The organism is Nocardia sp. NPDC057227, assembly GCF_042669725.1.
Classification (GTDB): domain Bacteria; phylum Actinomycetota; class Actinomycetes; order Mycobacteriales; family Mycobacteriaceae; genus Nocardia; species Nocardia asteroides_A.
The window spans coordinates 134168-159419 of the sequence record NZ_JBHUXA010000011.1 but is presented as its reverse complement, the minus strand read 5'-3'; the positions used below and the strand labels follow the sequence as shown (position 1 = coordinate 159419).

General features: G+C 72.0%; 22 protein-coding genes and 1 tRNA gene. 13 read left to right on the top strand and 10 right to left on the bottom strand.

Going from position 1 to position 25252, the window contains the following annotated elements; translation table 11 throughout:
• Positions 1-81 precede the first annotated feature (81 nt).
• Positions 82-726: a TetR/AcrR family transcriptional regulator gene (locus tag ACFUJ1_RS17745; protein ID WP_378646819.1), complete on the top strand. Its 645-nt coding sequence runs from the start codon at positions 82-84 to the stop codon at positions 724-726.
• Here ACFUJ1_RS17745 and ACFUJ1_RS17740 read toward each other — a convergent pair.
• From ACFUJ1_RS17740 to ACFUJ1_RS17730, 3 genes are read right to left on the bottom strand one after another with little or no spacing between them, the layout of a single operon-like run.
• Complete coding sequence (locus ACFUJ1_RS17740; protein WP_378646817.1) at positions 716-1069, bottom strand: hypothetical protein; 354 nt, start codon at positions 1067-1069, stop codon at positions 716-718. The two genes, ACFUJ1_RS17745 and ACFUJ1_RS17740, sit on opposite strands and share 11 nt — an antisense overlap.
• Positions 1066-1542 carry a hypothetical protein gene (locus ACFUJ1_RS17735; protein ID WP_378646815.1) on the bottom strand — a complete coding sequence of 159 codons (477 nt, stop codon included), beginning with the start codon at positions 1540-1542 and terminating at the stop codon, positions 1066-1068. Before ACFUJ1_RS17735 ends, ACFUJ1_RS17740 begins: the two co-directional genes overlap by 4 nt.
• 37 nt (positions 1543-1579) lie before the next feature.
• Positions 1580-2806, bottom strand: a complete 1227-nt coding sequence (locus ACFUJ1_RS17730; protein ID WP_378646813.1) for a SpoIID/LytB domain-containing protein — start codon at positions 2804-2806, stop codon at positions 1580-1582.
• Between the two features lie 250 nt (positions 2807-3056).
• On the opposite strand from ACFUJ1_RS17730, the gene ACFUJ1_RS17725 reads away from it, so the two are divergent.
• On the top strand, positions 3057-4919 hold the full coding sequence (locus tag ACFUJ1_RS17725) for an N-acetylmuramoyl-L-alanine amidase (RefSeq protein WP_378646811.1): 1863 nt from the start codon (positions 3057-3059) through the stop codon (positions 4917-4919).
• A gap of 37 nt (positions 4920-4956) precedes the next feature.
• Here ACFUJ1_RS17725 and ACFUJ1_RS17720 read toward each other — a convergent pair whose 3' ends face one another.
• Positions 4957-5787 (bottom strand): HAD family hydrolase, encoded by an 831-nt coding sequence (locus tag ACFUJ1_RS17720; RefSeq protein ID WP_378646809.1) that lies wholly within the window; start codon positions 5785-5787, stop codon positions 4957-4959.
• Positions 5788-5906: 119 nt separating this feature from the next.
• Here ACFUJ1_RS17720 and ACFUJ1_RS17715 point away from each other — a divergent pair, with 119 nt between their 5' ends.
• The 9 genes from ACFUJ1_RS17715 to ACFUJ1_RS17675 are packed head-to-tail and all read left to right on the top strand — an operon-like array spanning position 5907 to position 17509.
• A complete protein-coding gene (locus ACFUJ1_RS17715) occupies positions 5907-6884 on the top strand; it encodes an ABC transporter permease (protein WP_378646807.1) in 978 nt (325 codons plus the stop codon).
• Positions 6881-7807, top strand: a complete 927-nt coding sequence (locus tag ACFUJ1_RS17710) for an ABC transporter permease (protein WP_378646805.1) — start codon at positions 6881-6883, stop codon at positions 7805-7807. The genes ACFUJ1_RS17715 and ACFUJ1_RS17710 overlap by 4 nt, the downstream gene beginning before the upstream one ends.
• Complete coding sequence (locus tag ACFUJ1_RS17705; RefSeq protein WP_378646803.1) at positions 7804-9642, top strand: dipeptide ABC transporter ATP-binding protein; 1839 nt, start codon at positions 7804-7806, stop codon at positions 9640-9642. Before ACFUJ1_RS17710 ends, ACFUJ1_RS17705 begins: the two co-directional genes overlap by 4 nt.
• Positions 9643-9652: 10 nt before the next feature.
• On the top strand, positions 9653-11320 hold the full coding sequence (locus ACFUJ1_RS17700) for an ABC transporter family substrate-binding protein (protein WP_378646801.1): 1668 nt from the start codon (positions 9653-9655) through the stop codon (positions 11318-11320).
• Positions 11321-11349: 29 nt separating this feature from the next.
• A complete protein-coding gene (locus ACFUJ1_RS17695) occupies positions 11350-13029 on the top strand; it encodes an ABC transporter family substrate-binding protein (protein WP_378646799.1) in 1680 nt (559 codons plus the stop codon).
• A 35-nt stretch (positions 13030-13064) separates the two neighbouring features.
• Entirely contained in the window at positions 13065-13673 is a 609-nt protein-coding gene (locus ACFUJ1_RS17690; protein ID WP_378646797.1) for a hypothetical protein, read from the top strand.
• Between the two features lie 48 nt (positions 13674-13721).
• Positions 13722-14570: a FadR/GntR family transcriptional regulator gene (locus ACFUJ1_RS17685; RefSeq protein WP_378646795.1), complete on the top strand. Its 849-nt coding sequence runs from the start codon at positions 13722-13724 to the stop codon at positions 14568-14570.
• Positions 14567-15238, top strand: coding sequence for a sterol desaturase family protein (locus ACFUJ1_RS17680; protein ID WP_378646793.1), 672 nt, complete (start codon positions 14567-14569; stop codon positions 15236-15238). The genes ACFUJ1_RS17685 and ACFUJ1_RS17680 overlap by 4 nt, the downstream gene beginning before the upstream one ends.
• A gap of 42 nt (positions 15239-15280) precedes the next feature.
• Complete coding sequence (locus ACFUJ1_RS17675) at positions 15281-17509, top strand: heavy metal translocating P-type ATPase (RefSeq protein WP_378646791.1); 2229 nt, start codon at positions 15281-15283, stop codon at positions 17507-17509.
• Here the strand turns inward: ACFUJ1_RS17675 and ACFUJ1_RS17670 are convergent.
• The 3 genes from ACFUJ1_RS17670 to ACFUJ1_RS17660 form a co-directional block, all read right to left on the bottom strand.
• Positions 17506-18714: a hypothetical protein gene (locus ACFUJ1_RS17670; protein WP_378646789.1), complete on the bottom strand. Its 1209-nt coding sequence runs from the start codon at positions 18712-18714 to the stop codon at positions 17506-17508. The genes ACFUJ1_RS17675 and ACFUJ1_RS17670 overlap by 4 nt on opposite strands.
• 514 nt (positions 18715-19228) lie before the next feature.
• Positions 19229-19300: transfer RNA gene (locus ACFUJ1_RS17665), tRNA-Gly, on the bottom strand.
• Positions 19301-19329: 29 nt separating this feature from the next.
• Positions 19330-20118: a lysophospholipid acyltransferase family protein gene (locus ACFUJ1_RS17660; RefSeq protein WP_378646787.1), complete on the bottom strand. Its 789-nt coding sequence runs from the start codon at positions 20116-20118 to the stop codon at positions 19330-19332.
• 140 nt (positions 20119-20258) lie between these two features.
• On the opposite strand from ACFUJ1_RS17660, the gene ACFUJ1_RS17655 reads away from it, so the two are divergent.
• Both ACFUJ1_RS17655 and ACFUJ1_RS17650 read left to right on the top strand, forming a co-directional pair.
• Positions 20259-21104 carry a hypothetical protein gene (locus tag ACFUJ1_RS17655; RefSeq protein ID WP_378646785.1) on the top strand — a complete coding sequence of 282 codons (846 nt, stop codon included), beginning with the start codon at positions 20259-20261 and terminating at the stop codon, positions 21102-21104.
• 59 nt (positions 21105-21163) lie between these two features.
• The gene (locus ACFUJ1_RS17650; protein WP_378646783.1) at positions 21164-22720 is read left to right on the top strand and encodes a Rieske 2Fe-2S domain-containing protein; all 1557 of its coding nucleotides are present in this window, start codon (positions 21164-21166) and stop codon (positions 22718-22720) included.
• Positions 22721-22771: 51 nt separating this feature from the next.
• Here the strand turns inward: ACFUJ1_RS17650 and ACFUJ1_RS17645 are convergent, their stop codons facing one another.
• From ACFUJ1_RS17645 to ACFUJ1_RS17635, 3 genes are all read right to left on the bottom strand, one after another.
• Positions 22772-23122: a calmodulin gene (locus tag ACFUJ1_RS17645; protein WP_378646781.1), complete on the bottom strand. Its 351-nt coding sequence runs from the start codon at positions 23120-23122 to the stop codon at positions 22772-22774.
• Between the two features lie 126 nt (positions 23123-23248).
• Positions 23249-24241, bottom strand: a complete 993-nt coding sequence (locus tag ACFUJ1_RS17640; RefSeq protein WP_378646779.1) for a MauE/DoxX family redox-associated membrane protein — start codon at positions 24239-24241, stop codon at positions 23249-23251.
• A gap of 35 nt (positions 24242-24276) precedes the next feature.
• The gene (locus ACFUJ1_RS17635; RefSeq protein WP_378646777.1) at positions 24277-25245 is read right to left on the bottom strand and encodes a DMT family transporter; all 969 of its coding nucleotides are present in this window, start codon (positions 25243-25245) and stop codon (positions 24277-24279) included.
• Positions 25246-25252 lie beyond the last annotated feature (7 nt).

Below are 25252 nucleotides of genomic sequence, written 5' to 3'. Positions count from 1 at the left end.
TGAGCCCTGGTTCAACTTGTTCGACGCTACGCCAAGTTGAACCTGTGCTCAACTTATCGGGCGGGTTCGTAGAATCACGGGATGACCACCGAGAAGCCGCTCCGCCGCGATGCCCTGCGCAACAGGGACGCCCTCGTGGTCGCCGCGCGCGCGGTCTTCGACGAGAAGGGGCTGGACGCGCCGCTCAAGGAGATCGCCGCGCGCGCCGGGGTCGCCATCGGCACGCTCTACAACCGCTTCCCCACCCGCGACGCCCTGATCGCCGCCGCGGTCGCGGACCGCATGGAGCTCGGGCTGGAGGTGGCGCGGGCGGCGGCCGAGGTCGCCGACCCGTGGGACTCCTTCGTCGCGCTGGTCGACGGCGTCTGCCGGTTGCAGGCGCACGACCGGCTGCTCGGCGATCTCGCCGTGCGCGCCGCGCCGAGTTCGGAGATCGCCGCCGCCCGCGACGCCGGGCACGCCGTCATGCGCGCCATCGTCGAGCGCGCCCACCGGGCAGGGGTCCTGCGCACCGACTGGACCCTGGAAGACCTGGCCTTCGTCATGTGGTCGCACACCCGCGTAGTCGCCGTCACCGCGGGCATCGCCCCCGACGCCTGGCGCCGCAACCTCGGCCTCCTCCTCGACGGTTTGCGCGCAGGCGCCGCCCACCCCCTGCCCACGCCCCCGCTCACCCCCGACCAGCTCGACGCCGCCCTCCTCGCCACCGGCAAGGTCACTCGGTGATCTTCGGATGTCCCGTCGACGCGGCCCGCAGCCACAGCGTGCGCTTTTCGGCGTCGACCAGGTAGAAGATCCGGCCGCCACCGGTGATCTCGACCTGCCACTGTTCCATCGGCACCCCGCGGTGCGCCGCGCTCGCCAGCCGGCCCTTCAGCCGGTGACGCCTCGGGGTCTGCGGTTCCGGGTCGGCCCGGCGGCGCAGCAGTTCCCAGGTGTCGAGGACATTGGCGGGCGCCTGCTGGCAGAGGTCCTCCCAGCCCTTGGCCGCCTCGCTGGTGGCGAACCGTAGTTCCCAGCTGCCAGCGGCGGCGGGTGGCGCGACCCTGTCGCCGCGCTTCGGGCTCACGGGAGATCGGGCCGGGAGACCGGGCCCAGGTCGAGGTCGGTGTCGACGGTGAGGACGGCGGCCAGTTCGGGGTCGGCCAGAACTTCGGCGGTGTGCCGCCAGCTCTGGATGACCTGCACGACCGGGGCCGGGTTGGGCAACGAATCGGCCGCACGCATGGTCGCGACCAGCTCGAGCACGAATTCCCGCACCTCGTCGCCGGACAGGAACGCGACCCAGGGGAACACCTCGGGCAGCACGTCGGTGACCAGTTCGCGGACGCCCGCATCCCGCTGCATGAGCGCGACGAACATCCGAGTGGTCACCGACGCCGCGGTCTGTTCCAGCTCGGCCCTGGCGGCGGTGGTGAGCACCAGGTCCTCCGCGTCCCTGCGGCGAACCAGCAGGGCCTGGCCCGGCGTGCGGTGCAACCGCTCCACGGTGGCCTTGCCGTGCAGCTGGAGTTCGGAGAACGACACTTCGGGCGGAGGCATACTTCAAAACTACTTTTGAAGTTCCCCGGTGTCGAGACTAAGGGTTCTCCGGGATCATGGAGAGGAGGGTGTCGAAGTCGACGACCTGGGCGCCGAGGGTGTCGGTCGCGACGATGACGCCGTTGGCGAAGAGCTGGTAGGTGCCCGCGCCGAGGGGGAGGTCGAGTTCGGGGCCTACGGGGGTGCCGACGGCGCTCTGGGCGCCGCCGATCCGGTGGTACTCGACCTGGATGGCGGTCGGGCCTTCGGTGGCGTCCACCCGCGGGTCCCGCGGCACCGGGACGGGGTCGAGATACGGGTTGGGGGGTAGGTCGGCGGGGAGCGGGCCGATCTCGAAGGTGTCGATGTCGGCGGGCTCGCCGCCGTCGGGGGCGGCGGAGTACTCGGAGCGCAGCAGGTGGCCGTCGCGCAGCAGGACGGTTCCTGCGGTGGCGGCGACGGCGGCCGTGGTGCGCGGGTCCTCCCGCTCGGTGCCTGGGTACACCTGGCAGTCGGTGCTGTCGCAGGTCTGCGCGTAGTCGTAGCGCTGCTCGGCGAGCGCGTACGACCGTGCCGCGACGGCCTGCGCGCGCAGCGCCTCGCCCGCGCCCTTGTCCGCCCAGTTGGCCTGCATCTCGGTCGGGACGACGCCGAGCAGGTAGTCCTCGACGTCCACCTCGTTGACGGTGCGCGCCGAGCCCTCCTCCAGCGCGACGCCGAGCGCGCCGCGGTACCCGGTGCCGCCGCAGAGCTTCAGGTGCTCGGCGGGCGGCCGGTTCGGGCCAAGATCGATGGGATAGACCCAGGGGTCGTCGGTGGCGCCCTGCCAGACCACCTCGCCGTCGCAGCCGAGCGTGACCAGGACGTTCGCGCCGCCGTCCGGCAGCGGGGTGAGGTGCGCGACCTGCCCGGGCTCCAGCGCGCGGCCCGCGACGATGGCGCCCGCGTCGGCATAGGTGTCGAGCGAGGAGTCGTCCTGGGTCTGCAGCCGGACCCGGAGCAGGGTCGGACCGATTCGGCCGAGTTCGGCGCCCGGGTAGTAGTGCGCCAGGATCTGCTCGGCGTCCCAGCCGTCCTGCGCGCTCTCGAAGGCGCCGTGCTGGCTCAGGCCGCGGCCGTGGCCGTCGTCGGTGGTCGCGCGGTAGGGGGCGCCCGGCCAGGCGACGGCGACCGCGAGCGCGCAGGCGGCGAGCGCGCCGCAGGCGAGCAGCAGTGGCCGCGGGGCTAGAGCCGGGTCCGGGGCGCGGCTGCCGCGCCGCCCCCGGCGCCGATGGATTCGCTGCACGACGAACTCCCTTCGAACGGCATGTCGTAGCTTCCGCACGAGCACGACGGAGGCTACATTCGAGCAATCACCTCAACCTCGACCAGAGGTTTAGATATGTGACAATAGTGACTAGTGTGATAGCAGAACCGTCTGACACGCAAGCCCCGAATCGCGCAGCTTGATCCACCGTTCCACCTGATTGGAGACGCTCGTGCCCTCTCGCAAACCGAAACGCTCCTACGTTCTCCCGGTTGTGGCGATCCTGGCGGTGGCAGCTCCCCTCGCGACGTTCACCCAGAGCGATTCCACCCGCTACGACGCAGCGAACGAGAGCGAGCTCGCCGCGATCCCCGCCCAGCTGGCCGAGGCGGCGCTCAGCGCCGCCCCCGACGTAATCCTCCCGCTGGACGAGCTGACCGGGCTCGACCTGCCCGATCTGCGGCTGTCCGACCTGCGCATGCTCCCGCTGCCGGAATCGGTCCCGGTCCCGCCCGGCATCCCGGCGCCGCCGGGGGTCGCGCTGCCCTCCCAGGTCCCGCTGCCGAGGCTGGGCAGCACCCGATTCATCGCCGACCCCGCCCGGCTGGAGCCGGGCACCACCCCGGCCACCCCCGCGCTCACCCCTGGCGCGCTGCCGGCCGAGTACGCGGAGCTGGTCGGCGCCGGCGTCAAGCAGATCACCAGGGACCAGCCGTTCAGCATGGTCGCGCTGACCGCCGCCGACCTGGCGGGCACCGACGCCCTGGTCCGCGCCGCGGCGCCGGACGGCAGCTGGGGCCCGTGGTTCACCGCCGAGCCGGTGGATACCGGCGCCTCCGACCACAGCGCCCCGCCCCCGGTGGACGGCACCGAGCCGGTCTACGTCGGCAGCACCAACGCGGTGCAGGTGCTGGTCACCAGGGCGGCGCAGCCGGGCCCGTCGATCGCCCCGATCGCCGAGCAGGTCGACCCCGCGCACGGCGTCCCCGACCTCACCGCCGTGCTCATCGACCCGGGCCGCGCCGATATCGACGGCGGGCTGAGCGACATCGCAGGCGCGCTGCCGGACGGCGGGCCGCGGGTGATCAGCCGGGCGCAGTGGGGCGCGGACGAGTCCATCCGCTGCCTGGAGCCCACCTACGACGACTCGCTCGGCGGCGTCACCGTGCACCACACGGCTGGCCGCAACGACTACACGAAGGCGGAGTCGGCAGGCATCGTGCGGGCGATCTACGCCTACCACGCGCAGACGCTGGACTGGTGCGACATCGGCTACAACGCCCTCGTCGACAAGTACGGGCAGATCTTCGAGGGCCGGTTCGGCGGGCTGGACCGGCCGGTGCAGGGCGCGCACGCGGGCGGGTTCAACGAGAACACCGCCGGGGTCGCGCTGATGGGCAACCACGAGGCGGAGGCGCCGACCAGCGTGGCGATCAACGCCGTCGGGCAGTACGTGGGCTGGCGCACCAGGATCGCCGGCCTCGACCCGAAGGGCGAAACCCTCATGTACTCCGAGGGCACCGAGTTCACCCCGTACGCCGAGGGCGAGGAGGTCGCGCTGCCGATCGTCTTCGCGCACCGCGACGTCGGCAACACCACCTGCCCCGGCGACGCCGCCTACGCGCTGATGGACAAGATCCGCGACATCGCCGCGGGCGGGCCGGGGATGAGCGCGCCGCCCGGCGGTGGCAGTGCCGATCTCAACGCGCTCGCCACCCTCACCGGGCGGCTGCTGCAGCGGGTGAACGACAACATCATCGCCAGGTACTACGCGGAGAAGGGCGGCGCGGCGAGCCCGCTCGGCGACGCCGTCTCGGAGCCGCTGCCCGCGGCGCAGGGGCAGCAGTTCGCCCGGTTCACCAACGGATACATCTACACCGCGCCGAACGGGCAGGTGGTCGAGGTGCTCGGCGCGATCCTGGACCGGTTCCTGCAGCTCGGGGCCGACGCCGGGGTGCTCGGGCTACCGCTGACCAGCTCCTACCCGGTGCCGGACGGGCTGCGCGCCGACTTCCAGCACGGGTCGCTGATCCTGAACCAGATCACCGGGATCGTGACCACGATCTGGAAGACCTACAACGACACGTACCAGGAAGAGATGCGGAAGAACCCGGCCGCCGCGCCGATCCCCGCGCCCGCTCCCGCGGGCTGAGAACCTGGCCCCGGCCGGTCGAGGGACCCGGCCGGGGTCAGCTCCACCAGCGCTCGAGCACGCGGGCGACGCCGTCGTCGGAGTTGGTCTCGGTGACCTCGTCGGCGGCGGCCAGCGCCTCGGGGTGCGCGTTCCCCATGGCGACGCCGTGCCCGACCATGCTCAGCATCGGGACGTCGTTGGGCATGTCGCCGAAGGCGACCGCCGATGCCGCCGCCACGCCGAGCCGCTCGGCCACCGCGGCCAGCCCGGACGCCTTCGTCACGCCGGGCGCGGAGAGCTCGATCAGCCCGTTGTCGGTGGAGTAGGTGATGTCGACGGCGGCGCCGACCTCGGCGGCGAGCGCCGCCCGCATGTCCCCGCTGCGCGCGCCGACCAGCCGGATCAGCATCTTGATGGCGGGGGTGTCGATCACCTCGGTGCGCGCCACCGCGGTGTCGTCCGGGTTGAGCCAGGCGTGCTCGTACGACGGGGTGCTGACGAACTGCGGGGTCACCGCGTCGTGCGCGCTCTCCCCGACCCGCTCGGTGGCGAGGCCGCAGCCGGGCAGCGCGCGCTCGGCGACGTCGGCGAGCCAGGCCAGCGTCTCGACGTCGATGGTGCGGCTGATCAGCACCCGGTCGGCCGCGCTGTCGTAGACGACGGCGCCGTTGCCGCAGACGCAGAGCGGCGCGAAGCCGAGCCCGTCGATCACCGGGTGCACCCAGCGCGGCGGGCGGCCGGTGGCGAGCACGAACGGCACGCCGTCGGCGACGACAGCGCCGACGGCCGCCTTCGTCCGCGGCGTCACCCGCTCGTCGCGGTCGATCAGCGTGCCGTCCACATCGGAGGCCACCAGCGCGGGCTTGGGTAGGTGCAGACGGGTCACCCACCCATCCTGCCGGATCGCGCGGACCCGCGGTCGCCGATACACGGCATGCGGGACCGGTACCGCCGTCCCTATGATGCGGGGATCAACATCCGGCCGACGAGTGATCCAGGGGACCGATGACGGGCTTTCTGCTCCGCCGCGCGCTGAACTACGTAGTGCTGCTGCTCCTCGCGTCGTTCCTCACCTTCAGCCTCGCCTCGCTGACCTTCCGCCCGCTGGACAGCCTGGAGCAGCGCAATCCGCGGCCGCCGCAGTCGGTGATCGACGCCAAGGCCGAGGAACTCCATCTGAACGACCCGATTCCGGAGCGCTACCTGATCTGGGTGGCCGGCGTGGCGCACGGCGATTTCGGCACCACCCTGACCGGGCAGCCGGTGAGCGCGGAGCTGGGCCGCCGGGTGCTGGTCAGCCTGCGGCTGCTGATCATCGGCTCGATCATCGGCACCGTGCTCGGCGTGCTGATCGGCGCGGCGGGGGCGATCCGGCAGTACCGGTTCAGCGACTACTTCACCACGATCGTCTCGCTGCTCATCCTCAGCACGCCGATCTTCCTGCTCGCGACGCTGCTGAAGTACGGTGCGCTGCAGATCAATACCGTCACCGGCACGCAGATCTTCCTCTACACCGGCGAGACCTCGGCGAACGCCATCGTCGGGTTCGGCCCGCAGCTGCTCGACCGGGTGCAGCACCTGGTGCTGCCGACGCTCGCGCTCGCCCTCGGCGGCATGGCCGGATACAGCCGCTACCAGCGCAATGCCATGCTCGACGTGCTGCAGAGCGATTTCATCAGGACCGCGCGGGCCAAGGGGCTCACGCGCAGCCGCGCACTCTACAAACACGGGCTGCGCACCGCGCTGATCCCGATGGCGACGCTCTTCGCCTACAGCTTCGGCGGGCTCATCACCGGCGCGGCCTTCACCGAGAAGATCTTCGGCTGGCACGGCATGGGCGAGTGGCTGATCGATTCGATCAATGCCCAGGATCTCTACGTGGTGGTGACGGTGACCGCCTTCGCCGGGCTGGTCGTGCTGATCTCCGGGCTGCTCTCCGACGTCGTGTACGCCGTTCTCGATCCAAGGGTGCGTGTGGGATGACCGAAGCCGAGCTCATCGTCCAGGGCGCGCCGGAGCCGACCGCGGCGGCCGGGCGCAAGAAGCTGGTGCTGCGGCGCTTCCTGCGGAACAAGCCCGCCGTGATCGGCGGGGTCGTGCTGATCCTCATGGTGATCGCGAGTTTCGCGCTGCCGCCGCTGCTGAAGTGGGACTACCAGCAGCTGGATTACACCGCGCTGCAGAAGCCGCCGAGCCCGAGCCATCCCTTCGGCACCAACGCGATCGGCCAGGACGTGCTCGCGCAGACCATGCGCGGGTTGCAGAAATCGCTCATCATCGGCATCTGCGTCGCCCTCTTCAGCACCGCCATCGCGGCCATCGCGGGGGCGATGGCCGGGCTGCTCGGCGGCTGGACCGACCGGGCCATCATGTGGTTCGTCGACCTGCTGCTCGTGGTACCGAGCTTCATCATCATCGCGATCTTCGCGCCGCGGACCAAGGGCAGCGGCTCGATCGTGCTGCTCATCGTGTTGCTCGCGGTCTTCAGCTGGATGATCAGCGCGCGCATCGTGCGCGGCCTCACGCTCAGCCTGCGTGATCGCGAATTCGTCAGGGCCGCACGGTACATGGGGGCATCGACCTGGACCGTGATCATCAGCCACATCGTGCCGAACATCGCCTCGATCCTGATCATCGACACCACGCTCAGCGTCGGCGCGGCGATCATGGCCGAGACCGGGCTCAGCTTCCTCGGCTTCGGCGTGCAGAAGCCGGATGTCTCGCTCGGCTCGCTGATCGCCGACGGCACCCGCTCCGCGCTCACCTTCCCGTGGCTGTTCCTCTTCGCCGGCGGGCTGCTGATCCTCGTCGTGCTCTGCGCCAACCTGGTCGGCGACGGTCTGCGCGATGCCTTCGATCCCAGTGCCGCGCGGGCTCGGTCCAAGAAGTCGGAGAAGAAGTCATGACCGATCCGCTGTTGGAAGTTCGTGACCTGCGGGTTTCTTTCCCGAGCGAAGAGGGGCGCATCGACGCGGTGCGCGGGGTGGATTACACCGTCTCCGACGGCGAAGTCCTCGCCATCGTGGGCGAATCCGGCTCGGGCAAGTCGGTCTCGTCGCTGGCCGTCATGGGGCTGCTGCCGGACCAGGCGCGGGTGAGCGGTTCGATCCGGCTGCGCGGCAGGGAGCTGCTCGGCCTCGGCGACCGCGAACTCTCCAAGCTGCGCGGCAGCACCGTGAGCATGGTCTTCCAGGACCCGCTCTCCGCGCTCACCCCGGTCTACCGGGTGGGCGAGCAGATCGCGGAGGCGCTGCTCGCGCACGGGAAGATGGGCAAGGCCGCGGCGGCGAAGCGCGCGGTCGAGCTGCTCGACCTGGTCGGCATCCCGGAGCCGGAGCTGCGCGCCAAGGCCTTCCCGCACGAGTTCTCCGGCGGCATGCGGCAGCGCGTGGTGATCGCCATGGCCATCGCCAACGACCCGGCGCTGATCATCTGCGACGAGCCGACCACCGCGCTCGACGTCACGGTGCAGCAGCAGATCCTCGGGCTGCTGCGCAAGGCGCGCGACATCACCGGCGCGGGCGTCGTGATGATCACCCACGACATGGGGATCGCCGCCACCCTCGCCGACCGGGTCGCGGTCATGTACGCGGGCCGGATCGTCGAGACGGCGAGCGCGGGCGAGCTCTTCGGCGTGCCGCGGATGCCGTACACGGTGGGGCTGCTCGGCTCCATCCCGCGCATGGACGGCCCGGCACGCAGGCCGCTCATCCCGATCGTCGGCGCCCCGCCCGCCATGCACGCGCTGCCGCCCGGCTGCTCGTTCGCCCCGCGCTGCCCGGTCGCGCTGGACGACTGCCTGGCCGCCGAGCCGCCGCTGGCCGAGGTCGCGCCCGCGCACCGCGCCGCCTGCATCCGCACCGGCGAGATCGGCTCCGGCGACCTCTTCGGCGCCTACCGGGCCGAGATCGCGGCGCCGCCGGAGCCCGTCGCCGCCGCGAAACCGGATGTGGTGCTGCGGGTCTCGGGGCTGGTCAAGACCTTCCCGCTGACCTCCGGGCTGGTCTTCAAGCGGAAGAAGGGCGAGGTCCGCGCGGTCGACGGGATCGACCTGGAGGTGCGCGAGGGCCGCACGCTCGCACTGGTCGGCGAGTCCGGGTCGGGCAAGTCGACCACGCTGACCCAGATCCTGGATCTGGCCAGGCCGCAGGAGGGCCGGATCGAGATCCTCGGCACCGACGTCGCGGCGCTCACCGGCGAGCGCAGGCGGGAGCTGCGCCGGGCCATGCAGATCGTGTTCCAGGACCCCACCGCGTCGCTGGACCCGCGGCTCCCGGTCTTCGATGCCATCGCCGAGCCGCTGCGCATCGACCGGCGGCCGCGCGCCGAGATCGCCCGCCGGGTGCCGGAGCTGCTCGCCCAGGTCGGGCTGCGGCCGGAGCACGCGGAGCGCTACCCGGCCGACTTCTCCGGCGGGCAGAAGCAGCGGATCAGCATCGCGCGGGCGCTCGCGCTCGCGCCCAAGCTCCTGGTATTGGACGAGCCGGTCTCCTCGCTGGACGTCTCCATCCAGGCCGGCGTGCTGAACCTGCTGCGCGCGCTGCAGGCCGAGCACCGGCTCTCCTACCTCTTCGTCTCGCACGACCTCTCGGTCGTCCGCAATCTGGCGCACGACATCGCGGTCATGTACCGCGGCAAGATCGTCGAATCCGGGCCCGCGGAGCAGATCTTCGCGGACCCGAAGCACGAGTACACCCGCGCGCTGATCGACGCGGTACCGATTCCGGTCGTCAGCGGATAGGAGAACGACGGTGGGCAGGCGCACGACACGCTGGGTGATTCCGCTGCTGGCCGCGGGGCTGGTGCTCGGCGGGTGCGCGAGCCCCGACGACCCGGCCGCCGACGGCGACGCGACCCTCGGCAGCACCAGCGACATCAACCCGCGCGACGTCGCCGAGCTGCGCGACGGCGGCAACCTGCGGCTCGCCGCCACCGCGCTGCCGCAGAACTGGAACCCGCTGCACACCGACGCCGACGGCGGGGTGAGCGGCATCGTGCGCCCCACCCTGCCGCGCGCCTTCAATACCGACGCGACCGGCGCGCTCAGCGTGAACGCCGACTACTTCACCAGCGTGGAGCTGACCGGCGAGCAGCCGCAGCGGGTGACGTACACGATCAACCCGAGCGCGGTCTGGTCCGACGGCACCCCGATCACCTACCGCGACCTCGCCGCCCAGGCCAACGCGCTGAGCGGCCGCGACCCGCGCTACCTGATCAAGATGACCAACGGCTTCGACCGGGTCGCGAAGGTCGAGCGCGGCGTCGACGACCGGCAGGCGATCCTCACCTTCGACAAGCACTACGCCGACTGGCGCGGCCAGTTCGCCGGGAACACCTTCCTGGTGCCGGAGTCGGTGACGGCGACACCGGAGGCGTTCAACGACAGCCAGGTGGACGGCATCGGCCTGACCGCGGGGCCGTTCCTGGTGCAGTCGGTGGACCGGGCCCAGGGCCGGGTCGTGCTCGGCCACAACCCGCGCTGGTGGGGGAACACGCCGAAGCTGGACACCATCACCTTCTCGGTGCTCACCGACGACGCCACCATGCCCGCGCTGCAGAACAACGAGATCGACGCCATCGGCATCGCCTCCATCGACGACATGCGCACCGCGCGCGCGACGCCGGGGGTGGCGATCCGGCGCGCGCCGGGCAACAGCTGGAGCCACCTGACCTTCAACGGCGCGCCCGGCTCGATCTTCGCCGACCCGGCGCTGCGGGTGGCGATCTCGAAGGCCATCGACCGGGCGGGCATCGCGAACGCGGTGCAGAACGGGCTGGTGCAGCAGCCGCGGCCGCTCGGCAACCACGTCTACGTGGAGGGCCAGGTCGGGTACGTGGACAACAGCCAGCCCTTCGACCCGGCCGCGGCAGCCGCGGAGCTGGACGCGCTCGGCTGGAAGCTGGACGGCGACGTCCGGGTCAAGGACGGCCGCAGGCTGGAGTTCCGCGACGTCATGTACAACGCCCAGTCCTGGGTGCAGATCGCGCAGATCATCCAGCAGAACCTGGCCTCGATCGGGGTGAAGATGAGCATCGACACCAAGTCCGGCTCGGGGTACTTCACGAACGTGATCAAGCCGGGCGATTTCGACGTGGCGCACTGGGTCTGGTCCGGTGACGCCTTCCCGCTGAGCAGCCTGCCGCAGGTGTACGCCTACAACCCGGACGACCTGCAGGGCAACTACGGCCGGATCGGCACCCCGGAGATCAACGCCCTGATCGAGCGCACGCTGGCCGAGCTGGACCCGGCGAAGGCGATCGAACTCGCCAACGAGGTCGATCGGAGACTCTTCGAGATCGGCTTCTCGGTTCCGCTGGTGCAGTCCACGGGTAACGTCGCCGTGCGGGCCGAGCTGGCGAACTACGGCGCGCCCGGGCTCGCGTCCTACGACTACACCAGGATCGGGTTCCTGAAGTGACCCCGCCGAACCGGACCGGAAGGAGTGCCATGCGTGCCAGAACCACGGTGGCCCGTCTCGCGATACCCCTGATCGCGCTGAGCCTGATCGCGACCGGGTGTAGCACCGACGATTCCGGCGCACCGGACGGCGCGGTGGCCGCGATCGGCAGCAGCAGCGACATCAACCCGCGCGACCCGGCCGACCTGAAGGACGGCGGCAACCTGCGGCTCTCGCTCTCCGCACTGCCCGCCAACTGGAACGCGCTCTCCAACGACGGCAACGACGCCGAGCTGACCGGCCTGCTGCGGCCCGCCATGCCGCGCGCCTACCGCACCGACGCCGCGGGCGCGCTCTCGATCAACACCGACTACTTCACCAGCATCGAGCTCACCGGCACCGAGCCGCAGCAGGTGACCTACACCATCAACCCGGCCGCGGTGTGGTCCGACGGCACCCCGATCACCTGGGAGGACATCGCATCCCAGGCGAACGCGCTGAGCGGGCGCGACCCGGCCTTCCTGATCGCCAACACCAGCGGCTTCGACCGGGTGGCGAAGGTCGAGCGCGGCGTCGACGACAAGCAGGCGATCCTCACCTTCGACAAGCACTTCGCCGATTGGCGCGGGCAGTTCGCCGGGAACTCGTTCCTCTTCCCCAAGGCGGTGACGCAGAACCCGGAGGCGTTCAACAAGAGCCTGGTGGACGGCATCGGGCAGACCGCGGGGCCGTTCCTGGTGCAGTCCGTCGACCGGGCGCAGGGCCGGGTCGTGCTCGGCCACAACCCGCGCTGGTGGGGGAGCAAGCCCAAGCTGGACACCATCACCTACAGCGTGCTCGACAGCGCCGCGCAGATCCCGGCGCTGCAGAACAACGAGATCGACGCCGTCGGCATCGGCTCCCGCGACGACCTGCGCACCGCGCAGAACACGCCGGGCATCGCGATCCGCCGCGCGCCGGGCAACAGCTGGAGCCACCTGACCTTCAACGGCGCGCCCGGCTCGATCCTGGCCGACCCGGCGCTGCGGGTGGCGATCTTCAAGGCGATCGACCGGCAGGGCATCGCCACCGCCATCCACAACGGGCTGGTGCAGGACCCGAAGCCGCTGAACAACCACATCTACCTGCAGGGCCAGGAGGGCTACCAGGACAACAGCCTGCCCTTCGACCCCGCGGCGGCCGCCGCCGAGCTGGACGCGCTCGGCTGGAAGCTGGACGGCGACGTCCGGGTCAAGGACGGCCGCAAGCTGGAGATCCGCGACATCATGTACGACGCGGACACCTGGGTGCAGATCGCGCAGATCATCCAGCAGAACCTGAGCGCGGTCGGGGTCAAGCTGAACATCGAGACCAAGCCGGGTCGCGGCTACTTCACCGACGTGATCCAGCCGGGCAACTTCGACGTCGCGCAGTGGACCTGGGTCGGCGACCCGTTCCCGCTCGGCAGCCTGAACCAGATCTACGGCTACAACCCGAACGACCTGCAGGGCAACTACGGCCGGATCGGCTCGCCCGAGCTGAACGCGCTGATCGAGGAGACCATCTCCGAGCTCGACCCGGCGAAGGCCGTGGAGAAGGCGAACGAGATCGACCGCAAGGTCTTCGAGGAGGGGCACTCGCTGCCGCTGCTGCAGTCGCCGGGCAATGTCGCCGTCCGCGCCGACCTGGCCAACTTCGGCGCGGCCGGGCTGGCCTCGCTGGACTACACCACCATCGGTTTCGTGAAGTGAGCGCGGGCCGTCGAGTGGCGGCCTATCCGGTGTCCGTGACGATCGGCGCCCTCGCGGTCTGTGCCGCGTGGGCGCCGTTCGCCGATCCGGACCAGCTCGGCGGGCTCGCGGCGGTCGCGCTCGGGATTCTCGCGTACAGCGGGGTGCAGCTGGCGTTCGCGCTCGGCTGGATCGGGGGCGGGGTGCCTGCGGGCGGGCAGGTGCGGGTGCGCCGGGTGCGGCAGCAGCATCGGCTGGTCAGCCGGTCGTGGGTCGAGGTGGTTCCGGAGTCGGGGGGTGGCTCGGCCTGGGTTCCGGTCTTCTTCGATCCGGCGCTGCTCACGCTGGTGGAGCGGGACGTTCCGGCCGGGGAGGCGCTGCGGGTCGCCGACGGGCGGCTGTTCCCGTCGGGGCGGGTGCGGCGCACCGAGCCGCCGGGGCAGCTGGTCGACAATCCGTCCCGGCCGGATCCGGGTGCCCGGGCGCGGGGCGGGGTTCGGCGGCGGCTGGTGCTGGATGCGCAGTCCGCGGTCGCCGCGCCGTTCGCCGCGCTGTTCTGGGTGTACATCGTCGGCGGCGGGCTCGATGCCTTCGCGGCGGCCTGTTCGGTGGGAGCGGTGGCGGCGCTGTGGCTGGCCGCGGTCAGGGGCTCCGACCCCAGCTGACTGGTATGACCACTTGACCTCTGACCAATTCCGGCGCAGACTTCCGGCATGCCTTTGCAACCGGTGGTCCGGCGCTCGGTCTCGGCCGACGTCTTCGAACAGATCGCGGCCGATGTCCTGAGCGGCGAGCTCCCGCCCGGCTCGACGCTGCCGAGCGAGCGGCAGCTGGCCGAGGCGCTCGGCGTCTCCCGGCCCGCCGTGCGGGAGGCGCTGCAGCGGCTGGCCGGGGCCGGGCTGGTCGCGGTCAGGCAGGGCGACGCGACCACCGTGCTCGACTACCGGAACGGCTCCGGGCTGGAGATCCTGCCCCGGCTGCTGATCCGGGACGGCGTGCTCGAGCCCGCGGTGGCCCGCAGCATCCTGGAGGTCCGGCTGCACAACGGCCCCAAGGTGGCCGAGCTGGCCGCGGCCCGCCTCGGCCGCCTGCGCACCGCCTTCGGCGACGATCCCGGAGCAGCACCCCACAGCGCTACCGGCGCGGCTCCGCAAGGTGCTGCCGACACGACCTCCCATCGCGCCGCCGGCGCGGCTGCCGCCGTCCGCCGGAGCGACATCGCGGCCGATATCATCGCCGCCGCGGAGGCCGTCGCCGCCGAGTCGGGCGACCCCATCGCCGCGCAGCGAGCCGCCCTCACCTTCTGGGACCACGTGGTCGACGCCGCCGACTCCATCGTCTTCCGGCTCATGTTCACCATGCTGCGCGCCGCCTACGAACCCGCGCTGGCGGCGCTGGCCCCGGTCATGTCCGCCGAGGTGGGCAATGCCGAGGCGTACCGCGCCCTCGCCGCCGCCGTCGCGGACGGCGACCCCGACGAGGCAGCCGCGCTGGCCCGCGCCCTGCTGGAGCCCGCGACCACCGCCCTGATCGAGATCCTCACCCCGGAGGAGCAGCTATGAGCACCAGAACCCGCCAGGTCCGGCGCAACCTCTCCCTGCGCGCCGCGTTCGCGGAATTCGTGCGCCACCCCTCGCCCTGGATGATCGCCGCGACCCTGGTCGCGGCGCTCACCGCCCGGCTCGCGCTCGGCGACTGGCGGCCGACCGACGCCCTGGTGCCGCTGCTCGCGCTCGCCGCCTTCCCCGCCATCGAGTGGGTGATCCACGTGACCGTGCTGCACTGGCGCCCGCGCCGGCTCGGACCGGTCTCGCTCGACTCCGAGCTGGCCCGCAAGCACCGCGAGCACCACGCTGACCCGCGCGACATCCCGCTGATCTTCATCCCGCCGCGCTCGCTGCTGGTCACCATCGCGGTGCTGACCGCGATCGCCCTGCTCGCCTTCCCCCGGATCGAGCTCGGGCTCACCTTCCTGCTGACCATCACCGTGCTCGGCACCGCGTACGAATGGACGCACTACCTCATCCACACCGACTACAAGCCGAAGCGCGCGCTCTACCGCGCGGTGTGGCGCAACCACCGGCACCACCACTACCGGAACGAGCACTACTGGTTCACGGTGACCAGCTCCGGGACAGCGGACCGGCTCTTCGGCACCTACCCGGACCCGGACGCCGCCGCCGCGTCGCCGACCGCGCGGCACCTGCACGGCCTCGACAAATTACCCTAGGGGGGTATGGTAGGGGCAGACCCACCGATGAAGGAGCGCCCGATGACCACGGCCACGCAGCAGCCCGCCGGGCGGATCGAGCTGGTGATCGGCGGCATGACCTGCGCCTCCTGCGCGAACCGGATCGAGAAGAAGCTGAACCGGCTGGACGGCGTCAGCGCGACGGTCAACTACGCCACCGAGAAGGCGAACGTCGAGGTCACCGGGCCGGTGCACACCGATCAGCTGATCGACGTGGTCGAGCAGGCCGGATACACCGCCGCGCTGCCCGCGCCCCCGGAGGCGGCGGCACCGGTCCAGGCCGACCCGGCGGACGAAGCCAGGAATCGGCTGACGATCTCGGCGCTGCTCACCGTCCCGGTGATCGCCATGGCGATGATCCCGGCGCTGCAGTTCGACAACTGGCAGTGGCTCTCGCTGACGCTGGCCGCGCCGGTGGTGGTCTGGGGCGCGCTCCCCTTCCACCGCGCGGCGCTGACCAACCTGCGGCACGGCGCCGCCACCATGGACACCCTGGTCTCGATGGGCGTGCTCGCCGCTTTCGGCTGGTCGCTCTACGCGCTGTTCCTCGGCACCGCGGGCACGCCGGGGATGACGCACCCGTTCGAGTTCACCATCGCCAGGATGGACGGCACCGGTGCGATCTACCTGGAGGCGGCGGCGGGCGTCACCACCTTCATCCTGGCCGGGCGGTACTTCGAGGCGCGCTCCAAGCGGCAGGCGGGGGCGGCGCTGCGGGCGCTGCTCGAGCTCGGCGCCAAGGATGTCGCGGTGCGCCGCGACGGGGTCGAGCGGCGGATCCCGGTGCGTGAGCTGCTGGTCGGCGACGAGTTCGTGGTCCGGCCCGGCGAGAAGATCGCCGCCGACGGGGTCGTGGTCGACGGCTCGTCGGCGGTGGACGCCGCCATGCTCACCGGCGAGTCGGTCCCGATCGAGGTCGGGCCGGGCGCCGCGGTGACCGGCGGCACCGTCGACGTCGGCGGGCGGCTGGTGGTCAGGGCGACCCGGGTCGGCGCCGACACCCAGCTGGCCAGGATGGCGAAGCTGGTCGAGGAGGCGCAGGCGGGCAAGGCCCGCGCGCAGCGGCTTGCGGACCGGATCTCCGGCGTCTTCGTCCCGGTGGTGATCGCGCTCGCGGTCGGCACGCTCGGCTTCTGGCTCGGCACCGGCGGCTCGGTGGCCGCCGCCTTCACCGCCGCGGTGGCGGTGCTGATCATCGCCTGCCCGTGCGCGCTCGGTCTGGCCACGCCGACGGCGCTGCTGGTCGGCACCGGGCGCGGGGCGCAGCTCGGCATCCTGATAAAGGGGCCGGAGGTGCTGGAGCAGACCCGCCGGGTCGACACCATCGTGCTGGACAAGACCGGCACCGTCACCACCGGCGTCATGACGCTGCTCGAGGTCGTCCCGGCCGACGGCGAGGACGCCGACCGGGTGCTCGCGCTGGCAGGCGCGCTGGAGCACGGCTCCGAGCACCCGATCGCCCGCGCGATCGCCACCGCCGCCGAGCAGCGCACCGGCGCGCTCGCCGCGGTCACCGGCTTCGCCAATCGGGAGGGGCTCGGCGTGCGCGGCACCGTCGAGGGCACCGAGCTGCTGGTCGGGCGGGCACGGTTGCTCACCGAGCAGGGCCTCGAGCTCGGCGCCGAGCTGGCGGCCGCGGTCGAGCGGGCGCAGCGCGACGGCCGCACCGCGGTGCTGGCAGGCTGGGCGGGCAGGGCCCGCGGTGTGCTCGTCGTCGCCGACGCGGTCCGGGAGACCTCGGCCGAGGCGGTCGGCCGGCTGCGCGGGCTCGGGCTCACCCCGGTCATGCTCACCGGCGACAACGCCGCAGCGGCGCGGGCTGTCGCCGCGCAGGTCGGGATCGACGAGGTGATCGCCGACGTCCTGCCCGAGGAGAAGGCCGAGACCGTGCGCGAACTGCAGCGGCGGGGCCGGGTGGTCGCCATGGTCGGCGACGGCGTGAACGACGCCGCCGCGCTGGCCACCGCCGACCTCGGGATCGCCATGGGCACCGGCACCGACGTCGCCATCGAGGCGAGCGACCTCACCCTGGTCCGCGGCGACCTGCGGGTGGCCGCGGACGCCATCCGGCTCGCGCGGCGCACCCTGCGCACCATCCACGGCAACCTGTTCTGGGCCTTCGCCTACAACGTCGCCGCCATCCCGCTCGCCGTCGCGGGGCTGCTCAACCCCATGCTCGCCGGCGCCGCGATGGCGCTGAGCTCGGTGTTCGTGGTCAGCAACAGCCTGCGGCTGCGCGCCTTCCGCTAACCGCCGCCGCTGTTCAGCCACTGCTCCTTCATGTGCAGGTGGTTCTCCCACCACCGCCGCTGCACCTCCGGGTCGGCGTCCGCGGCGGGCGGCATCGCCTCGCCGGGGAAGAGCCCGCTCGGCAGCGGCGCGATCGGCGAGGCCGGCGCGGGGGCGGGGGGCGGCTCGGGAGCGGGCTCCGGGGCCGGCTCGGGCTCCGGCGCGGGTGGCGGCGGCGGGGCCTGCGTCGTCCGCGGGGGCGTGGGGCGCTGCGGCGCGGGCTGAGGCGCAGGCGGCGGCGGGGCAGGCTCGGCCACCTCCGCGGTGATGTCCGCGGGCGGGGGCGGCGGTACCTCGGCGGGCGGCGGGGGCGGCTCGACCGGCGGCGGGGGCTCGACGGGCGGCTGGGTCGGCTCCGGCGCGGCCGAGGACGGCGCGGGCGCCGAGCTGGCGACGGCGGCGGGCGACGGCTGCTGCTCGGTGTGGCTGCTGTCGAGCACCTGGGCGGCGGCGAAGCCGGTCGCGCCGAGTACCAGCACTGCGGCGGCCGCGACCAGCAGCGGCCGCACCCCCCGGCGGCGCGCGGCGGCGGCGACCGGAGCCGCCTTGCTGGTCGCCGCGGCGAGCGCGGCGCCCTGGGCGACGGCCTTGCCCGGCGCGGCCGGGTGCACGACCGGCACCCCGAAGGCCGAGCGCAGCGCCTCCTCGAGAGCGGCGTCGTCGGCGGCCGAGCCACAGAGCACCACCGCGTCCGGCGTGGCGTTCACCGCGGTGAGCACCGAGCGGACCCGGGCCAGCGTGCGCTCGATGCCCTCGGCGTCGGCGACGACGGTCTGCCAGGAGTCGCCGACCGGCGCCTGGTTGCGGCCGGGGCCGACCACCGCGCAGGTGGTGTGGAAATCGGCGGCCTCGAGCACCAGCACGGTGTCGTGCCCGGCTACCTCGGGCAGATGCGCGACGAAGGCCGCGAGCGCCGATCTGGTCGACACCAGCGACGCCGTGCGCCACGGGCCGTCGGCCAGCGCGGCCAGGATCTCCCGCCGCTGCGCCGGGGACCGGTAGGCGACGGCGATGTCATCGATCGTGACGTCGGAGCCGGGCGCCGTGCCCACCTCGTCCAGAACCGTGACGATCGTTTCGACGGTCGCGCCGTCGGCGACGTCCCGCCCCGCCGTGCGTAGCACGGTCGGGCTCGCGCCGTCGGTCGACGATCGCGAGAGCAGCACCCCGCTCACCACTGTCCGTTCTGCGGACACACCAGCTGTGGCCATTGGGTTCACACCTCGAGCTCTTGCACAACACACACTCCTCGGCGATTCGACACGACTGCGGCTACCGATTGGTCGGTATCCAGAAATTCCTCGGTGAATTCTGTGCAACGTCGCCGCGCGCGGCGCCGGATCGCGTCGTCGTGTGCATCTGCACGACGCGACCACAGGGGAGATCGTGCCAGGTGACAGGCCGTTACCGCACGGCACATCCAGATTTCGCCCCCGGGGGCGGGGTCTGCCCGCGGTACTCGCCGCCGTAGCGGCCGCCGGGGTGCGCCGGAGCTACTTCCTGGCGTCTCGATGGAGTGTCCGGTTCGGCCAATCACAGCCGCTCCGGATCGACCCTGTGCCCCGGCGCGAGGACCCCGACCAGCGGAATGCCGAGGTTCGGCGCTCGCGGGACGACAGCGTGCGGGTAATCGGACATGTCCGGAGGGTTGCCGGAAAACTCCGGCCGAATCAGGCGAAGAGCGGATGACGGGATTCGAACCCGCGACCCTCACCTTGGCAAGGTGATGCGCTACCACTGCGCTACATCCGCGCGCGCCCCGCGAGGCGCTGGAAAGAATTTTATCCGTCCGCGTCCGGATTCCGGAAATCGCGCTGGTCGGGATCGTTCAGGGCGGCGCGCTTCGCGGCCCGCTCCGCCACCTCGGCGGCGTCCAGCTCGTTCGCCTGCTCCAGGGTGGGCGCCGAGCCGCCGAGGCGGGACGGCACCCAGTGCGCGCCCTCGTCGTGCTTGTAGTCGCGCTGGGCTTCCAGCAGCAGTCGCTGCATGGTCGCGCGCAGCTCGGCCGTCAGCTCGGCGGCGGGCTCGTACGGCTGGATCGGCTCCCCGACCACGATGTGGATCGGCGTATTCGTGCGGCCGAGACGCTTGGGGTGGCCCTTGGTCCAGACCCGCTGCGCGCCCCAGATCGCCACCGGGATGATCGGCACCTGGGCCTCCAGCGCCATTCTGGCCGCGCCGGACTTGAAGTCCTTGATCTCGAAGCTGCGGCTGATGGTGGCCTCGGGATAGACGCCGACCAGCTCGCCGCGGCTCAGGTACTGCACGGCGGCCTGGTAGGAGTCGGCGCCCGCGCCGCGATCCACCGGAATGTGCTTGAGCGCGCGCATGATCGGGCCGGAGATCTTGTTGTCGAAGACCTCCTTCTTCGCCATGAAGCGGATGTACCGCTTCGGCGTGCGCGCGGGGAGGCCGGCGTAGGTGAAGTCCAGGTAGCCGGTGTGGTTGATGGCGACGACGCCGCCCCCGATGGCGGGGATGTTCTCCGCGCCGGTGACGGTGAATTTCAGGCCCTGCACGAAGAAGACGGTCCGGGCCAGGCCGATGATCGTGCGGTAGACGGGTTCCACAGTTCCGCTAGCGTAGTCGCCGCATCCTTCCGCTCCGGCACCAGGCATCACGAGAGAAGAGGTACGTCGACGTGCACCGCGATCCGCGAGCCCAGCCCCCCGCTCCCCCGCTCCGCCCGAGGCGGCAGGCGCGGAGACTGGTGCTTGGTGGTCTCGCGGTGGCGCTGATCGCGGGCTGCGACTCCGTCTCCGGCATCCCCGGCGACGAACCTGAGCTGCCTGCGGCGCAGGTCACGACGTCCGCCGCCGTGCCGAGCAGCAGTATTCCGGCCGCGCCGCCCCCGCCGGAGGCGCCGCCGGTACCCGCGGACGCCCCGCCGGTCGGCGCGGTGCCCGGCACGCCGGAGGCCGCGCCCGCGCTGCGCCGCTGGGCCGCCGACCTGGCCACGCAGCCGATCGAGGAGCTGCAGGAGTCCTGCTGGACGCTGGCGCCCGCGCACGCCGCGGAGATGTACGCCGACGCCGCGCCGATACTCGCCGCGCTGGCCAGGCCGGGGACTGCCACCGCGACCGCCGTCAGCTGGCAGGGCCCCGCGGTGACGGTTCGCGCCGAGCTGCGTGACATCGAGTCCGGCTACGCCTGCCCCCGGGTCTTCGCCACCGGGACCACCCCGCAGTTCGACGACGCCGACGCCAGGCACGTGGTGCGCCGCTACCTCTCCCGCTTCGTCGGGCAGCCGCTCGACCCCGCCGACACCGAGGGCGAGCACCCGCTGGTCTGCACCGCCACCCCGGCCGGCTGGGACCCGCGCGGCACCGGCTCCCCGCTGCCCGCGCCGCTGGCGAACAAGCCGGGCGCGCTCACCGGTGTCACCGCCTTCGACGACACCGAGCTCACCTCGGCCTGGCTCGGCGCCGGCTACATCACCGTGCAGGCGCCGGTGACCCAGGCGACCGGCGCCACCCAGACCCGCACCTTCACCCTCACCGACGGCTCCGCGACCGGCGAGGCACAGGGCTACTGCATCGGCGACGTCACCCCCTGAGCAGGCGCCGTTCCGACGGATTACCCTTGGCATCTGGCAACGGTCAGGAGGAGTATTCCGTGCAGATCACCAGCGTCGGACACGCCGGTTTCCACATCCGCACCACGGCCGGGACGATTCTCTGCGATCCCTGGGTGAACCCGGCCTACTTCGCCTCGTGGGTACCGTTCCCGGACAACACCGGGCTGGACTGGGACGCCATCGGCGACGTCGACTTCCTCTACGTCTCGCACCTGCACCGCGACCACTTCGACGCGAAGAACCTGCTCGAGCACGTCAACAAGAACGCGACCGTGCTGCTGCCCGACTACCCGGTACCGGACCTGCGCCGCGAACTGGAGAAGCTGGGCTTCGAGAAGTTCTTCGAGACCGAGGACTCGGTCAAGCACACCGTCACCGGCCCCGGCGGTGAGCTGGAGATCATGATCATCGCGCTGCGCGCGCCCGCCGACGGCCCGATCGGCGACTCCGGCATCGTCGTCTCCGACGGCGAGACCACCTGCTTCAACATGAACGACGCCCGCCCGGTCGACATGGAGCTGCTCGACCAGGCGTTCGGCCACATCGACATCCACCTGCTGCAGTACTCCGGCGCCATCTGGTACCCGATGGTCTACGACATCCCGTCCCGCACCAAGGCCAACTTCGCCAGGCAGAAGCGCCAGCGCGGAATGGACCGGGCCCGCTCCTACATCGAACAGGTCGGCGCGACCTGGGTGGTGCCGTCGGCCGGGCCGCCGGTCTTCCTCGACGACGAACTGCGCTACCTCAACGACACCGAGGACCGCTTCTCCCCCGAGAACAGCAATATCTTCCCCGACCAGGAGACCTTCCTGGAGCAGATGCGGCTCAACGGCAACTCCGGCGGGATCCTGATGATCCCCGGCTCGGTGGCCGAGGTGCACGGCAAGGAGCTCGAGCTCACCCACCCCGTCGACCCTGCCACCGTCTACGGCGACAAGGCCGCCTACATCGAGGAGATGGCCACCCGGCTGGCCCCGGTGATCGCCGCGCAGAAGGCCACCTGGGCCTACGGCGACGGCCCGCTGCTGGAGCCGCTGCGCGCCAAGTTCGAGCCGATCATGGCCCAGAGCGACCTCATCTGCGACGGCATCGGGTACGCGGTCGGGCTGGTCATGGGCGACGAGACGGTGGTGCTCGACTTCCCCAAGCGGGTGGTCCGCGCCCCCATCGAGGGCGAGGGCAAATACCGCTACGGCTTCCGCATCGCGCCCGAACTGGTCCGCACCGTGCTGCGCGACGACGAACCGGACTGGGTGAACACCATCTTCCTCTCCACCCGGTTCCAGACCTGGCGCATCGGCGGCTACAACGAGTTCCTCTACACCTTCTTCAAGTGCCTCACCGACGAGCGGATCGCCTACGCCGACGGCTGGTTCTCCGAGGCACACGACGATTCCGCCTCGGTCGAGCTGGCGGGCTGGGAAATCCAGCGCCGCTGCCCGCACCTCAAGGCCGACCTCTCCCGGTTCGGGGTGATCGAGGGCAGCACGCTGACCTGCAACCTGCACGGCTGGCAGTGGGACCTGGCGAGCGGGCGCTGCAAGACCTCCAAGGGCCACGAGCTGCGGTCGAAGAAGCTGGAGACGCACTGACGCCGGTCCGGCGGTCGGCCCCGCAGCGGGCCGACCGGCGGACCGCCGCGGTCAGGCGCTGACGCGGGCGCCGACCTCCCTGGTCAGCTTGGACGACCAGGGGCACCAGAAGCAGCCGGGCAGGAAGGCGCCGCAGGCCTCGTCCAGGTGGTCCTCGGTGTAGGTGATGGACGAGTCGCACACCTCGATCGCCATGGTGAAGAAGGTGATGGTGTCCGGGTCCAGGTGGAAGCTCCAGTGCGGGTTGTAGTCCACCTGCTGCTTCCGGATGCGACCCATCACGTGGATCGACATCGTCTCCTCCCCGGCCAGGATGCGCCGGGCCTCCTCGATTCGCTGCTCGTTGTTGAGCCGGATGATGAATTCCTTGCCGGAGTAGTCCGTGAACGCGAAGTCGGCCATATGTCACCTCGAAGTCGTCGGGCGATGGAGCCTTGCGGAGCCGATCGTAATGGGGATTGACAGTTCATCGCGTGAAAATGATTCAGTTGCAGCGAATTTCGGGCAAACTCCCCGGAACGGTCCGCGTTACCGAGGCGCGGCCACCTTCGGGTGCACGATCAGGTCCCTGATGGCCATCGCACCGCGGCCGACCGGGGCGGCGACCCGGCCTTCCCGGTCGATCAGGACCGCCGACGGGGTTCCGCGCACCCGATAGCGCAGCGCCGCCTCGTTTCCCTGCTGCACCAGGACCGGGATATCGCCGAGCCGCTGCTCCGCCCCCCACGCGGCATGTTCCGCCGGGTCGCCGTTGCCGACCGTGACGATGGTGAGCGTCTCCGCGACCCGGCGCTGCCAGCGCGGCAGCTCCCTGGCCAGCGCCGCGCACATCTCGCAGCCCGGGTGCACGAAGACCAGCAGCACGCCGCGGCCGTCGGCGAGCAGGTCGGCCAGCGTCACCGGGGTCGCGTCGGGATCGGCCGGGCGCAGCTCGAATTCCGGTGCGACGGCACCGGCTGGCAAACCCTCGGCGCCGAGCATCGTCAGCGCCTGCTGGTCCAGCCTGCGGCGCACCGCGAGCAGCTCGCCCGCCAGCCACAGCAGCACCGCGGCGAGGAGCGCGAAGAGGGTGAGGCCGAAGGTGTTGTCCGCGGGGAGGATCTCCGGGACCTCGGGGTAGCGCAGCGCGCCTGCCAGCACGATCGCGGCCAGCGCCAGCAGGATTCCATTGCGCGCGAGCGTTCTTCCGCCGATCGGCCGCTCGCTCGCGCCGAAGCAGGCGCAGGCCGGGCGCTTGCCCGCGCGCAGCAGCCGCAGCACGGCGCCGGTGAAGATCAGCAGCGTCAGCACCGCGGCGCCCGCCGCGAGCCCGGCCACCGGCCGGACCAGCACCCCGGCCGCGATCACCGCCTCCAGCCAGGGCAGCCCGGCGGCGACGGCGGGCACCGCGCGCACCGGTACCCCGAACTCCCCCACCGCCTTCCGCGTCGCCGGGCCGTCCAGGAACTTCCCCGCCGCGGCGAGCCCGAACACCATGCCGAGCAGCAACCGCGACACCCACACCCCGTATTCGATCAGCATGCTGGCACCCAACCACACAGCGTGGCATTCGCTGGTCAGTTGCGGAGAACCGGTCGGGATTGCGGGTTTCGGGTGGCGGCGAGGACCGCGGCGAGCGTGAGCAGGCAGCCGGCCAGGGCGGGGGCGGAGAGGCCGGGGCCGGTCGGGGTGCGGAGGTCGAGCAGGACGGCGGCGGTGAGCTGGCCTGCCACCGAGGTGAGGCCGAGCAGCAGGACGCCGATCCAGCGGACGGCGAGGGCGGCGACCGCGATGAAGACGACGCCGATCAACCCGCCGAGGTAGAGCCAGGGCTCGGTGGGCGGTGCGGCGGGCAGGCCGCGCACCGCCGCGACCACCGCCGCGAGCGGGACCAGCAGTAACAGCCCGACGACGAAGTTGACCAGCGCGGCGGCGGGCGGGCCGCCCACCGCGGCGACCCGCCCGTTCACGGCCTGCTGCCAGGCCAGCCCGACCCCGGCCAGCGCGGGCAGCAGCACCAGCAGCACCGGCGGGACGTCCGGCAGCAGTGCCACCGCGCCCGCGGGTGCGCCGTGCTGGCCGAAGGCGGCGAGCGCGACCGCGCCGATGCCGAGCACCGCGCCTGCCAACCGCCGCGGGGTCACCGGCGTGTGGCCGCTCGGCGCGATCCCGAGCCGGTCGACCACCAGGCTGCTGATGAGTTGCCCGGCCACCGCAGCCGTGGTGAAGGCGGTGACCCCGATCGCCGCCACGGTGAGCCCCTGCCCGGCGACGAAGAAGGCACCGCAGAGGCCGCCGAGCAGTTGCCAGGGCCGCAGCGACCGGTCGGCGACCGCGGCCCGCACCCGGCGCAGCCCGGCGCGCACCCGGCGGTCGAGCAGCGCCGCGAGCAGCAGCGCCGCCAGCCCGACCAGGAAGCTCACCGTCGCGGCGGCGATGCCGTCCTGCAGCCGGGCACCGAGCGCGCCGTTGATCCTGGCCTGCACGGCGACCCCGGCGCCGATCCCGAAGCCGAGCAGCACCCCGATGCGCGTGCGTCCGGTCACCCCGCGC